This is a genomic window from Rhizobium sp. Leaf341, assembly GCF_001424325.1.
Lineage (GTDB): Bacteria > Pseudomonadota > Alphaproteobacteria > Rhizobiales > Rhizobiaceae > Ferranicluibacter.
The window spans coordinates 83,730-96,669 of record NZ_LMPE01000005.1; the positions used below are offsets into that span (position 1 = coordinate 83,730).

Below are 12,940 nucleotides of genomic sequence, written 5' to 3' on the forward strand. Positions count from 1 at the left end.
AGGGTAGTGCGCAGCCCGCCGAAAGGAAACCGGGCGCCGCCGAAATTCGCGACCGCCGCCATCGCTGGACTTCGCCGGCGGTGCCTTTACATTCTGAGGACAACGCCTGTTCCAGCCTCAGCCGCAGCCCCAGCCCCAGCCCTCCGAGGACTTCACCATGCCAGCGCTCGACCTCGACCTGTTCCTTTGCCGCACCGACAATTTCGGCGTCCTCCTCCACGATCCCGAAACCGGCGAGACGGCCTCGATCGACGCGCCGGAGGAGCAGCCGATCCTCGACGCGCTGGAGCGACGAGGGTGGACGCTGACGCACATCTTCACCACGCACCACCACAACGACCACGTGGAGGCGAACCTCGCCCTGAAGACGCGCTACGACGCGACGATCATCGGGCCGGATCGCGAGGCCTCGCGCATTCCCGGCATCGACATGACCATTGGCGACGGCGGCGATTTCACCTTTGCCGGCCACAAGGTCCATGTGATCGGCACGCCCGGCCACACCGCCGGCCATATCTGCTACCACCTGCCGGAAGATCGCCTTCTGTTTGCGGCCGACACGCTGTTCGCGCTCGGCTGCGGCCGCCTGTTCGAAGGCACTCCGGCCGACATGTGGGCTTCCCTCCAGAAGCTCATGGCGCTGCCGGACGATACGCAGGTCTATTTCGGCCACGAATATACCCTGTCGAACGCCCGCTTCGCCGTGACGGTCGATCCCGACAATGCCGAACTGAAGACGCGCGCCGCCGAGATCGAGGCCCTGCGCGAACGCGGCGGCTGGACCGCGCCGACGAGCCTCGGCGTGGAAAAACGCACCAATCCCTTCCTGCGCCCGAACGATCCCGGCATCCGCGCCCATCTGGAGATGGTCTCGGCCAGCGACGGCGAGGTCTTTGCCGAGATCCGCAAGCGCAAGGACCATTTCTGATGGCCGCTCAGGGCGCCCTGGATGCCCGTGCGATCGTCGCGGCGCTCGGCATGACGCGGCATCCGGAGGGCGGCTGGTATGCCGAGACCTTTCGCGATGAAGCGGGCGGCACGCGGGGCCATTCGACGGCGATCTACTATCTGCTTGAGGCCGGCGAACGGTCGCACTGGCATCGCGTGCGCGATGCCGCCGAAGTCTGGCATCATTACGCCGGTGCGGCCCTGACGCTTCGCCTGGCGGCACCGGACGCGCCTGCCTCGACCATCGTGCTCGGCACAGATCTGGAGGCGGGAGAACGTCCGCAGGGCATCGTTCCCGCGGGGATCTGGCAATCGGCCGAGTCTCGCGGGGCCTGGACCCTCGTCGGCTGCACCGTCGCCCCCGGCTTCGACTTCAGCGTCTTCGAGATGGCGCCGCCCGGATGGGAGCCGCCGCAAGCGGCTCACACAGCCGACTGAACCCGGTCTGTCGACACGGGCTCGGCCTTGCGCGACGAGAAGATGACGTCGCGCGCCGCCAGCACCGCCCCGCCGGTCACGAGCAGGCAGGCGATGGCGATGCCCAGGGACGGCTCGGCAAAGCCGAACAGGATGAGGGTCAACGTCGAAAGCACCGGGGCCGAATAGCTGGCGACGCCGAGCAGCTGGATGTTGCCGTTCTTGACGCCATGATCCCATGCGTAGAAGGCGGCCCCGACCGGCAGGAGCCCGAGCCCGGCAACGGCCAGCCATTGCGTCCCCGTATCCGGCCAGACCGTGGTCTCGAGCGCGAGATGGCAGAAGAACGACAGGATCGAGGTCGCAAGACAGAAGCCGGTAACGACATCCGTGGAAACCGCCTCGAACCGCCGGGTCAGCAGGGAATAGATCGCCCAGGTGAAGGCGCAGGCGAGGGCGGCGCCATATCCGAGCGTATAGGCGCTGTCGAAGGCGACGCCGTTGCGCGCAACGATCATCGCCGTGCCCGCGAGGCCGCAGAGCGCACCCGCCACATGATGCCACCGCAGCCGCTCGCCCGGCAGCAGCGCCGAACCGACGACGATCAGCAGCGGCCAGAGATAGGCGATCAGCCCGGCCTCGACGGCCGGGGCATTGCGAAGCGCCGTGAAATAGAGCGCGTGATAGCCGAACAGCCCGGCAATGCCGACGATCCACACCTTTGCGGGCTGGCGAAGCAGGGCGATGCGCTCCGGCCGGAGCGCCAGCACGGCAAGACCGGGAAGGCTGCCGATGGCAAAGCAGATCGCCGAAAGCTGGAAGGGCGGCATCGTACCAGACGCGGCGGTGAAAAGGGCCAGAAGCGCCCACATGAGGATTGCGGTGAAGCCGATCAATGTCGCCCTGGTCTGCATCTGCCCGCGCTCCTAGCCGCTCCTGCCCTGCCTGCGTCGGTCGCCCTCTCCCGCGCGCCGGCACCGCGTGACGCGCCGCGATGCGGATGATGCCGGGCGGATCACCCCTTGAACCGCGTGGCCCAGACGGTCACAGGCCCGTATTTCGTCGGGATGCGGACGTAGACAGGTGCATATACCTGGACGGCGTCGGACTTTGCAAACCAGATCTCCATGCTGTCGAGCTTGCGCAGGTAATCGACGTCGGCACGCCCCTTGCGATAGCCCGATTTCGGCACGAACTGGACGCCGCAGACGATGACGTCGCCGCTGAAGCCGTCGGTCTTGAAGGGCTTCGTCCCCTTGGCGCTCAGCTTCAGATCCATGCGCGATTCGCCGTCGAACACGGGCAGCGTCTTGGGGCACACCTTGCTGCCGGCCGGGAAGATCAGGCCCGACAGCGGATCGACCACGCCCCGCATGTCTTCCTTGGTCACCGGCACCCAGTTCTTCGGCGGCTTCTTGCGCTGCGGGGTCAGGATCGCGGAGGTCACATTGCCCTTGTCGAAAGCAATGTCGATCGCGCGTGCCTTCTTGCCCGTCTGATACCGGACCGAGTAGTCGCTGGCGACGAGCTTGTCGCTCTCGATCGTGCCGGACACTTCCGTGCGCCCGCTCGTACTCGACAGGATGTCGGCGAGGCCGGCCGAATTCAGCGTCCCCGAAATCGTGTAGCGGCGATCTTCCATCTTCGTATGGAAGGACGCCCTGGCAATCGGCAGGCCGGCCAGTGAAATCGTGTAATCGGTGTCGTGCACGACATCCGCCGGGCGCGCCGCATTCGAGGGAACCGTCACCAGGGACATTGCGGCGAGAGCCGCAAGACCGACACGCAGGACCATGCCGTCCACCTTTCCGAAAGAGATCGGGAGAAAGAAGGAGAGATAGGCAGCGTTTGCGGCATTTCTACGCCCGTGCTATTCGGCCTCCACGCGTCACCGTGGCCGCGACTTTTCCACCGCCGCACCCCGATCTTGCCCGCCTTGGCGGGAAAATCCAGTGTTTTGGCTTGACGCGCGCCGCGCTGCTGACTATAGAACCGCAACTTTCCAATCCTGACCGGTGGGAATGCTGCCTGGGCTTGTGGCCCGCGAACGCATTGAACGCAGGCGAAAAGAAATAGGTGATTCCATGTCCCGTAGTTGCGAATTGACCGGCAAGGGCGTCCAGTCGGGCAACAATGTGAGCCACGCGAACAACAAGACCAAGCGCCGGTTCCTGCCGAACCTGTGCCAGGTCACGCTGATCTCGGACTCGCTCAACCAGCGTTTCCGTCTGCGCGTTTCCGCAGCGGCTCTCCGCACGGTCGAGCATCGCGGCGGTCTCGACGCGTTCCTGCTCAAGGCCAGCGAAACCGACCTGTCGATGCGCGCCCGTCTGCTGCGCCGCCAGATCGTCAAGAAGACCGCGGAAGCCGTCGCCGCCTGATCGGCCCGACCGAGCGTCATTCGGATATTGGCCTGCCTTCATCGGCGGGCCTTTTCCTTGCGCGCTTTCTGTTGGGAACCAACCCGTCATAGGATCTGCCGCCGTTCGGGCAGCCGGTCCCTTCCTCCAACTGGTGGCATCACCCAGGATAAAAAAATGCTGAACGCACGCCTGTTCGCCCTCTACGTCGCCTTGATGACCCTTGTGGTCGTCGCCTCGAATGTCCTCGTGCAGTTTCCCCTGCCCGGCTCCATTGCCGGCATGCAGCTGGGCGACCTTCTCACCTGGGGCGCCTTCACCTATCCCGCCGCCTTTCTCGTCACGGACCTCACGAACCGCCAGTTCGGTCCGCGGATCGCACGCCGTGTCGTGATCTGCGGTTTTGCGGTGGCCGTGGTGATCTCCATCGCGGTGGCCACGCCCCGCATCGCCGTCGCATCGGGCTCCGCTTTCCTGCTCGGGCAGCTTCTGGACATTTCCGTGTTCAATCGCCTGCGCCGTCAACGCTGGTGGCGCGCGCCGCTCGCTGGCTCGCTGTTCGGCTCGGCCCTCGACACGGCGATCTTCTTCTCCCTCGCCTTCGCCCCGATCTTCGCCTTCATCGGCCCGAACGACCCGTTCGCGCTGGAGATGTCCCCGATCTTCGGCGTCCTTGCGACCGAAGCTCCCCGCTGGATCTCCTGGGCCCTCGGCGATCTCAGCGTGAAGATCCTCGTCGGCCTCGTCCTCCTTCTGCCTTACGGCGCCTTGATGACGGTGCTGAAGCCGATGCCGGGCGCGCCGGGCGCGCGCGTCTGAACGTTTGCCCTGCAGCCGCCGCTAGAAACGCTGCCGCGCCGCGACCGTCTCCCCGCTTACAAAGCAACACGCTCGCTCCGTGCGGAGCGAAGGGCATAGGGGGCGGGCGCGGCATCGCCAACGCACATCCCCTACCCGTCACGGCAGAAGCTTGAACTCCAGCATCAGCGAGCGCTCGAGGATCGAGTGGTTGTCGTCGGACACGAGGATGAGGTGGATGTCGCCATTCGGTCGCGTCACCACATCAAGACCTTCCATATTGTCGATCTGGTAGCCAAGATCGGCCGCCATCAGCACCTCGCCATCGACCACCGCGCCCGGGCGGATGTCGTCACCCTTGATGCGGCGGATTTCCATGCCGAGCCCGGTGGCGAAGCTGAACCGACGTTCGAGCAGCAGAAGATCGCCGTTCGGCAGGAAGGCCCCGTCCGTCACGGCGAAGGGATCCTTCTGCACCACCCCGAACACGCCCTTGCGAGGACCTTCGAGTACGGCCGCCAGAAGATGGTCATCCTTGTCGAACGAGAGCTCGGCCACGATGACGGGCGCGCCGGCAAGCGGGCTCGCCTTCGGCGACACCGCGACCATCTCGAGGCTTCTGTTGTTCTTCAACCGTCCCTTGGGAATGAGGATCGGCAGGGTTCGGAGCGGACGGGACTGCGCAAAGCCGGGGTCGGGATAGATATCCACCCGCGCGTCGCCTTCGAAGCTGACAAGCACCTCGCCGTCACGCAGCGCCAGTCCTTCGGAATCCATGCGGGCTTTCGCACTTTCCGCACGGCCGCGACGATCCGTCATCGAGGTGACGGTAACGTCGGCAAGCCCTGAAAGCCGACCGCCGGCATCCCGCTCGATACGACCTTCGAGCCAGTGTGCGGTATCGAGGACGCCCACGAAGTGCTCGCCATCCGGGCGAAATCGGATCGAGGAAAAGGCGCCGAAAAGGGCATTGTCGGAGGTGAGATCGAGACCGCCGACAAACTGTAGCTTTCCGAAGATGGTCTGATCGGAGCCGAACCGGAAGGTTTCGATCGTCTTGGCAAAGATCGTCATCGCCGCCGTTTCGGCCCGCTCGGGTTCGAGCTTCCGGTCGGCAGCCTGCACGGGCGGGAGCACGGTCCCGCCCCCCGCGAGAGCAAGGAGGTAAAGGCCCGCCGCAAGCAGGAGACGGCGGCAGGCCGTCGTCAGCGTCCCCTCAGCCGGCACGTCGGGCTGCGCGTCTGCCGCGTCCGTTCTCGTCGTCGAACAGGGAGGCAAGCTGCTCCGTCATCGCACCGGCGAGTTCGTCGGCATCCACGATGGTCACGGCGCGGCGGTAATAGCGCGTGACGTCGTGTCCTATGCCGATGGCCAGAAGCTCGACCGGCGATCGGGTTTCGATCTGCTCGATCACGGCGCGCAGATGCCGCTCGAGATAATTGCCCGGATTGACCGACAGCGTCGAATCATCGACCGGCGCGCCGTCCGAAATCATCATCAGGATCCGCCGCTGCTCGGGCCGCGCGAGGAGACGGTTATGCGCCCAGATCAGCGCTTCCCCGTCGATGTTCTCTTTGAGCAGGCCTTCGCGCATCATCAGGCCGAGATTGCGCCGCGCTCGCCGCCAGGGCGCATCGGCCGATTTGTAGATGATGTGGCGCAGGTCGTTCAGACGGCCGGGCGCCTGCGGCTTGCCGCTTGCCAGCCATGTCTCGCGGGCCTGGCCACCCTTCCAGGCCTTCGTCGTGAACCCGAGGATCTCGACCTTGACGCCACATCGCTCGAGCGTGCGGGCCAGGATATCGGCGCAGGTGGCGGCAACCGTGATCGGCCGGCCGCGCATGGAACCGGAGTTGTCGATCAGCAACGTCACCACGGTGTCGCGGAAATTCGTATCCTTCTCCCGCTTGAAGGAGAGCGGCTGCATGGGATCGATGATGAGGCGGGTGAGACGCGCCGGGTCGAGATAGCCTTCCTCGAGGTCGAACTCCCAGGAGCGGTTCTGCTGCGCCATCAGGCGACGCTGCAGCCGGTTGGCCAGCCGGCCGACGGCTCCCTGCAGGTGGGAGAGCTGCTTGTCGAGAAAGGCGCGCAGGCGGTCGAGTTCCGCCTCGTCGCAGAGTTCTTCCGACGTGATGGTCTCGTCGAACGCTTCGGTGAAGACGGCATAGTCCACCTTCTCGTTGAAGTCGTCGAACGGGCTGTTCGGCCGCTTGACCTCGCCGGGCGTCTCGCTGTCCTCGTCACCGTCATCCGACATTTCCTCGTCGGAAATCTCGGCGCCGTCCATCTCGCCGTCTTCCATCTGCTCTTCGGCAGATTCGTTCTCCTCGGACGGTGCGGCATCCGAGCCGGCATCTTCTTCGGAGGTCGACTCGTCCTGCTCTTGGCTGCGCGGCTGGTCCTCGTCGGTCTGCGTCTCCTGGTCGTCCGGCTCCGCGTCCTCGTCGGTGTATTTCTCCGCCACGTCCATGGAGGCGAGCATGTTGCGCACGACGCGGGCAAAGGCCTGCTGGTCGTTGACGGCGCCCGAGAGGTTTTCCATCTCGTGGCCGGCCTTTTCCTCGATGAAGGCACGCCAGAGATCGAGCACCTTGCCGGCCGATTCCGGCGGCTTGCGCCCGGTCAGCCGCTCGCGCACGATCAGCGCCACGGCCTCTTCGATCGGCGCATCCGCCTGCCGTTCGATGGCGCCGAAATTGGCGCGGGCGTACTTTTCGTCCAGCATGGAGGTGATGTTGTCCGCCACGCCATCCATGCGGATGGAGCCGATGGCCTCGCAGCGCGCCTGCTCCACGGCATCGAAGATGACGCGGGCATCCGCGCCCTGGGGCGACATGGTCGCGTGGATCCGGTCGTCGTGGCATGCCTTGCGCAGCGCCATGCTGTCGCCGATGCCGCGCGTCACCGACAGTTCCTGCCGCGTCGGGCGGCGGGAAATGTCCGGCAACCGCATGCGATCGCCGGTCAGGCCAGGCCGCTCATTGGCAAACACGACCTCGATCTCGGATTCGCCCGCGATCGAGCGGATGCAGCCGGTCAGCGCGCGGCGGAACGGTTCGACATCCACCTGCGTGCCGGGTTTCGGTCTCGTATTGTCGCCGCGCCCTGCCATGCGATCAGGCCGTCGCTTCGAGAACGATGTTGGCAGCGCTTTCCTTCAGCTCCACGCCGAACGCGCGCTGATAGTGCTCCGCCACGAGGGCCCGCTCCAGCTCGTCGCACTTGTTGAGGAAGGTCACGCGGAAGGCAAAGGCGATATCGCCGAAGATATGCGCATTCTCCGCCCAGGTGATGACGGTCCGCGGGCTCATGACGGTCGAAAGGTCGCCATTGATGAAGGCGGCGCGGGTGAGATCGGCAACACGCACCATCTTGGACACCGTGTCGCGACCGCGCTTCTCGGTGAAGCCCTTCACCTTGGCGGCGACGATGTCGACCTCGTTGTCGTGCGGCAGATAGTTGAGCGTGGTCACGATCGACCAGCGGTCCATCTGCGCCTGGTTAATCTGCTGCGTGCCGTGATAGAGGCCGGTCGTGTCGCCGAGGCCGACCGTGTTCGCTGTGGCGAACAGGCGGAAGGCGGGGTGCGGCCTGATGACGCGGCTCTGGTCAAGCAGGGTCAGGCGGCCGGACGATTCGAGCACGCGCTGGATCACGAACATGACATCGGGACGGCCCGCGTCATACTCGTCGAAGACCAGCGCGACATTGTGCTGGTAGGCCCAGGGCAGGATGCCGTCCTTGAATTCGGTGATCTGCATGCCGTCCTTGACGACGATCGCATCCTTGCCGACGAGGTCGATACGGCTGACATGGCTGTCGAGATTGACGCGCACGCAGGGCCAGTTCAGCCGTGCGGCGACCTGTTCGATATGCGTGGACTTGCCTGTGCCGTGATAGCCCGAGACCATGACGCGGCGGTTGTGCGCAAAGCCGGCAAGGATCGCGAGCGTGGTTTCGCGGTCGAAGAGATAGTCGGGATCGCTGTCGGGCACGTAGGCATCGGCCTTGGAGTAGGCCGGCACGCGCAGGTCGCTGTCGATGCCGAAGACCTCGCGGACGGATACGGTCGTATCGGGAAGATTGGAAATATCGAGGTCTACCTTGCTCATCATGTCTCCGGCGGCCGCGCTTTGCGTCAGGCCTCATATCGCATTGCAGTGTGACGGGGTTCTTCCTAGCAGAAGCCTGCCTGTTTTAACAATTGGTAGGCCTGAACGACCTCACGAAAACGGTCCTCCGAGCCCCGATCTCCGCCATTGGCATCAGGATGATGCTTTTTCACGAGATCCTTGTAGGCGGTCTTGATGTCGGTGGCGGTTGCCGTCGCCGGCAGACCGAGCGTGTCGAACGCCTTGGTTTCCAGTGTCTTCGGCTTGCGCTGACGCGGCTCGGGCTGCGGCCGACGGGCCCGCGCCTCGTGCAGGAAGCCGAACGGATCGCTCATCCGCGCCTTGGCGCCCGCCGAACCGGACCGCGTCTGGCCCTGCTCCGGCGCGCTCTTCGCACTGCGGTTGACGCCGAGCGTCCAGGTTGGACGGTGGCCGGTCAGCGCTTCCTTCTGGTAGCGCGCGATCTCGTTGTCCGAGAGCCCGGAAAAGTAGTTGTAACCCTTGTTGTATTCCTTCACGTGCTCGAAGCAGAACATGAAATACTGGTTCTCGGCATTGCGTCCGACCGGGGCGCGATGCCCGCCATTTTCCTCGCAGCCGTCCCACTGGCACGTCGGAGCCACGGGCTCCGGTTTCCGGGTGGTCCCGCGTCGCTTCGTCCGGATGGTATCGAAGTATTTTGAGTCGAGTTTCATGGCACACATTATGGTGTGACGGAGAGGTCACAACAAGAATTGACAAATGCGAATGTTGCAGGCTTTTTGGGGCTGATTTGCCGGGAGCGCGGAGACCTGTTCAGCAGGGCCCGCATGCAGGTCCGACCAAGGATCTGAGCACCCGGCGACCCTTCCGCCGCATGCCGAGAAACGGGGCCACGCCATGTCGCTAGAGCAGCGTATCACATCCAGGCTCACCGAGGCTTTCGCACCCTCCCGGCTGGCCGTCATCAACGAGAGCCACCTGCATGCAGGCCATCATGCCGACTTCAACGGCACCGGCGAGACGCACATGCGCGTGCGCATCGTGGCCGAGGCCTTTACCGGCATGTCGCGCATCGCCCGTCACCGCGCCATCAACGATCTCCTGAAGCCGGAACTCGACGCCGGCCTGCACGCGCTTGCCGTCGAGCCGGCAGCGCCGGGCGAGCAGACGCGCTGGTAGGCATTTACCCGGACGCCTGCGCCTTCGGCGGATCCTCCGCGGGGCGGATGCGCAGCTTGGTGATCCGGTTCTTGACCCGCTTCATGACGATGAAGCGCTTGCCGTAGAAGGTGAAGGCCTGCCGCTCGTCCGGGATCGTGCGGGATTCGTGGATGACGAGGCCGGCGATCGTCGTCGCCTCGCCGTCGGGCAGCGACCAGTCGAGCGCCCGGTTGAGGTCGCGGATAGGCACGCCGCCATCCACCACGATCGAGCCATCCGCCTGCTGATGGACGCCGCGGATGTCGAGATCGTGCTCGTCGGCGATATCCCCGACGATCTCCTCCAGAATGTCTTCCAGCGTCACCAGCCCGCGCACCTCGCCATATTCGTCGACGACGATGGCGAAATGGCTCTTGCGGCGCAGGAACGCGCTGAGCTGGCTTGCAAGGTTGGTCGCATCCGGCACGTACCACGGCTTCTGCGAGATCCTGACGATATCGACCGTCTCCGGCCGGACGCCGGGCTCGGCGAGCGCCCGCAGCAGATCCTTGGCGTGGAGCACGCCGATGATGTTGTCGGCCGAGCCGCGCCAGACCGGCATGCGCGTGAAGGGGCTTTCCAGCACGGCCTTCACGTTGACCTCGGACGGATCATCGGCATTCAGCGCCCGCATCGCCGTGCGGTGCACCATGATGTCGGACACTTCGAGTTCGTCGAGATCGAGCACGCCGCTGACACGGTCGCGATCGGCCTTGACGACAGCGCCTTCCCGGTGGAGGAAATCCACCGCCCCGCGCAGTTCCTCATGCGCCGTCAGCAGGGGCGCCTCGTGCGACAGGTTGAAGCCGAAGGCCTGCATGATGGCCCGCACGGTCGCGTTCACCAGGCTCGACAGCGGCCCGACGAGGGCGACAACCACGCGCACCGGCCCCGCGACACCGACGGCGAAGCGCTCCGGCGCGGCATTCGCCCAGCTGCGCGGCAGCACGTCGGCCAGCACCACAAGCAGGATGGTCATGGCGATCGTCGCATAGGCGACGCCCGGTGCGCCGAAAAGCGAGAGGAACAGGCCGGTCGCCACCGCGGTTGCCAGAACACGCACGAGATTGCTGGCAAACAGCAGCGCGCCGATGGCCCGGTCGCGCCGCTCGACGAGCCGGTCGACCACGCCGGCACGCGCCTCGCCCTGGACATCGAGCGTGTGAAGGCGCGTGCGCGACACCGCGGTCAGGGCCGTTTCCGAACCGGACAGGAAGGCGGCCAGCACGATCATCAGCAGGATGGCCAGAACGGCCGGCCCATGCGCGACCAGAAGAGCGGTCAGCGCCTCCATGGTCATGCCGCGCGATCGGGGTGGTTTTCGGCAAGGAACGAAAGTACGGCCGAGGCCGGCACGTCGTCGGCGACGAAGGCCTCGCCGAGGCCGCGCGTCAGGATGAAGGTCAGCTTGCCGCCCTTCACCTTCTTGTCCTGGGCGATGGCATCCATCAGCACCTCCGCCGGCGGCAGCCCGCCCGGAATTTCGTGCATGCGGGTCGGCAGGCCGACCGTGCGCAGATGCGCCTCCACCCGCGCCGCCACGTCGGGGCTCGCGAGATTCATGCGGGCGGAGAAGGCATGCGCCAGCACCATGCCGATCGCCACGCCCTCGCCATGCACGAGGCGGGCGCCGTCATAGGCGGTGGCGGCTTCCAGCGCGTGTCCGAAGGTATGGCCGAGATTGAGCAGCGCCCGGCGGCCGGTCTCGCGCTCGTCCGCCACCACGACGTCGGCCTTTGCCTGGCAGCTGAGCGCGATGGCCTCGATGCGCGCCGCGCCGCCGGCAAACACCGCCTGCCAGTTGGCCTCCAGCCAGGCAAAGAAGTCCGGCTTGTCGATCAGGCCGTATTTGGCGACTTCGGCATAGCCGGCCCGGAACTCGCGCTTGGACAGCGTGTCGAGCACGTCCGTATCGGCCAGCACGAGATCCGGCTGGTGGAAGACGCCGATGAGATTCTTGCCGTGCGGCGAATTGATGCCGGTCTTGCCGCCGACGGAACTGTCCACCTGGGCCAGAAGCGAGGTCGGGATCTGGATGAAACGCGACCCGCGCCGCGCAATGCCGGCGGCAAAGCCTGTTAGATCGCCGATGACGCCGCCGCCGAGCGCGATCACGGCGTCGTTGCGTTCGATGCGCGCTCCGAGGATCGTTTCGCACACGGGAATGAGGTGCTCGAAGCTCTTGGTCTTCTCGCCGGCCGGAAGAATGGCGGACACGGCCTCGATCCCTGCCTCAGCCAGACTGTCCATCAGCGGCTGCAGGTAGTGGCGCGCGACGTTCTCGTCCGTCACCACGGCCATCCGCCGACCGGTCAGCCGCGCGGCGATCTGAGCGGCGGCCGAGCCGATGAGGCCCGGACCGATGAGGATGTCGTAGGCGCGATCGCCGAGCGGAACATGGATTTTGCGCACGGCCGGGGTCTCGCTCATCGCTTGCTCGCTCTCATTGTTGTTCCTGGTCATGCCTGCCCGTCGGCTCCCGGCTTGGAATTGGCCTATTTTCGCGCCGGAAGCGCGGCGATGGCTTCCAGAACCTCTTCCACGATGCGCTCCTTCTTGACGTCGCGCGACAGGACGCTGACATCGGCCTCGGCATAGATCGGGTAGCGCTCGATCATCAGCTTCTCAAGCGTGCCCTTCGGGTTCTCGGTCCGCAGCAGCGGCCGCGTATCGCGCTTGTTGACCCGTTCCCACAGAACGTCGAGGTCGGCATTCAGCCACACCGACACGCCGCTTTTCTGGATCTGGCGGCGCGTCTGCGGGTTGATGTAGGCACCGCCGCCGGTGGAGACGATGCGGGCGCCCGACTGCAGGAGCCGCTTGATCACCCGCGTTTCCAGCGCGCGAAACTCGGTTTCGCCGTAGGCCGCGAACAGTTCGGCCACCGTCATGCGCGACACGCGCTCGATCTCGTGATCGGAATCGACGAAGGGCAAGGACAGCGCCTGCGCCGTCAGCCGGCCGATCGCGGACTTGCCGGCCCCCATCAGTCCCACGAAGACGAGGTTGCGCCGGCCGAGCACGGCCCTCGCCCGCTTGACCAGCGCTTCCGAAACCGGCTCGACCACGTCGCTCATCACCGCAAGACTTTCCCCATTTCCCCTGTTCTATCGACAAAAC

14 protein-coding genes are annotated in these 12,940 nt (G+C 65.6%); 5 read left to right on the forward strand and 9 right to left on the reverse strand.

Annotation, left to right across the window (positions count from 1 at the left end; all coding sequences use genetic code 11):
• Positions 1-157 precede the first annotated feature (157 nt).
• Both gloB and ASG03_RS07560 read left to right on the forward strand, forming a co-directional pair.
• Positions 158-928 carry a hydroxyacylglutathione hydrolase gene (gene gloB / locus ASG03_RS07555; protein ID WP_062474868.1) on the forward strand — a complete coding sequence of 257 codons (771 nt, stop codon included), beginning with the start codon at positions 158-160 and terminating at the stop codon, positions 926-928.
• Positions 928-1,386 (forward strand): cupin domain-containing protein, encoded by a 459-nt coding sequence (locus ASG03_RS07560; RefSeq protein WP_062693153.1) that lies wholly within the window; start codon positions 928-930, stop codon positions 1,384-1,386. Before gloB ends, ASG03_RS07560 begins: the two co-directional genes overlap by 1 nt.
• Here the strand turns inward: ASG03_RS07560 and yddG are convergent.
• Together yddG and ASG03_RS07570 are read right to left on the reverse strand one after the other, a co-directional pair.
• Positions 1,371-2,279, reverse strand: coding sequence for an aromatic amino acid exporter YddG (gene yddG, locus ASG03_RS07565; RefSeq protein ID WP_062474874.1), 909 nt, complete (start codon positions 2,277-2,279; stop codon positions 1,371-1,373). The two genes, ASG03_RS07560 and yddG, sit on opposite strands and share 16 nt — an antisense overlap.
• A 101-nt stretch (positions 2,280-2,380) precedes the next feature.
• Positions 2,381-3,160 carry a DUF3108 domain-containing protein gene (locus ASG03_RS07570; protein WP_062474876.1) on the reverse strand — a complete coding sequence of 260 codons (780 nt, stop codon included), beginning with the start codon at positions 3,158-3,160 and terminating at the stop codon, positions 2,381-2,383.
• Positions 3,161-3,449: 289 nt separating this feature from the next.
• On the opposite strand from ASG03_RS07570, the gene rpmB reads away from it, so the two are divergent.
• Both rpmB and ASG03_RS07580 read left to right on the forward strand, forming a co-directional pair.
• Entirely contained in the window at positions 3,450-3,746 is a 297-nt protein-coding gene (gene rpmB / locus ASG03_RS07575; protein WP_062474881.1) for a 50S ribosomal protein L28, read from the forward strand.
• A 156-nt stretch (positions 3,747-3,902) separates the two neighbouring features.
• On the forward strand, positions 3,903-4,544 hold the full coding sequence (locus tag ASG03_RS07580) for a VUT family protein (protein ID WP_062693154.1): 642 nt from the start codon (positions 3,903-3,905) through the stop codon (positions 4,542-4,544).
• Between the two features lie 138 nt (positions 4,545-4,682).
• On the opposite strand, the gene ASG03_RS07585 is transcribed toward ASG03_RS07580, so the two are convergent.
• The 4 genes from ASG03_RS07585 to ASG03_RS07600 form a co-directional block, all read right to left on the reverse strand.
• A complete protein-coding gene (locus ASG03_RS07585; RefSeq protein WP_443216591.1) occupies positions 4,683-5,648 on the reverse strand; it encodes an esterase-like activity of phytase family protein in 966 nt (321 codons plus the stop codon).
• Between the two features lie 91 nt (positions 5,649-5,739).
• Positions 5,740-7,638: a cobaltochelatase subunit CobT gene (cobT, locus tag ASG03_RS07590; protein WP_062693155.1), complete on the reverse strand. Its 1,899-nt coding sequence runs from the start codon at positions 7,636-7,638 to the stop codon at positions 5,740-5,742.
• A gap of 4 nt (positions 7,639-7,642) precedes the next feature.
• Entirely contained in the window at positions 7,643-8,638 is a 996-nt protein-coding gene (gene cobS, locus ASG03_RS07595; protein WP_062474891.1) for a cobaltochelatase subunit CobS, read from the reverse strand.
• A gap of 65 nt (positions 8,639-8,703) precedes the next feature.
• Complete coding sequence (locus ASG03_RS07600; RefSeq protein WP_062474893.1) at positions 8,704-9,342, reverse strand: J domain-containing protein; 639 nt, start codon at positions 9,340-9,342, stop codon at positions 8,704-8,706.
• 175 nt (positions 9,343-9,517) lie between these two features.
• On the opposite strand from ASG03_RS07600, the gene ASG03_RS07605 reads away from it, so the two are divergent.
• The gene (locus ASG03_RS07605) at positions 9,518-9,799 is read left to right on the forward strand and encodes a BolA family protein (RefSeq protein WP_062474895.1); all 282 of its coding nucleotides are present in this window, start codon (positions 9,518-9,520) and stop codon (positions 9,797-9,799) included.
• 4 nt (positions 9,800-9,803) lie between these two features.
• On the opposite strand, the gene ASG03_RS07610 is transcribed toward ASG03_RS07605, so the two are convergent.
• From ASG03_RS07610 to ASG03_RS07620, 3 genes are all read right to left on the reverse strand, one after another.
• Positions 9,804-11,120: an HlyC/CorC family transporter gene (locus ASG03_RS07610; protein ID WP_062693156.1), complete on the reverse strand. Its 1,317-nt coding sequence runs from the start codon at positions 11,118-11,120 to the stop codon at positions 9,804-9,806.
• Complete coding sequence (gene aroB / locus ASG03_RS07615; protein WP_062693157.1) at positions 11,117-12,250, reverse strand: 3-dehydroquinate synthase; 1,134 nt, start codon at positions 12,248-12,250, stop codon at positions 11,117-11,119. The genes ASG03_RS07610 and aroB overlap by 4 nt, the downstream gene beginning before the upstream one ends.
• 65 nt (positions 12,251-12,315) lie before the next feature.
• Positions 12,316-12,897 (reverse strand): shikimate kinase, encoded by a 582-nt coding sequence (locus ASG03_RS07620; RefSeq protein WP_062474906.1) that lies wholly within the window; start codon positions 12,895-12,897, stop codon positions 12,316-12,318.
• Positions 12,898-12,940: the final 43 nt, after the last annotated feature.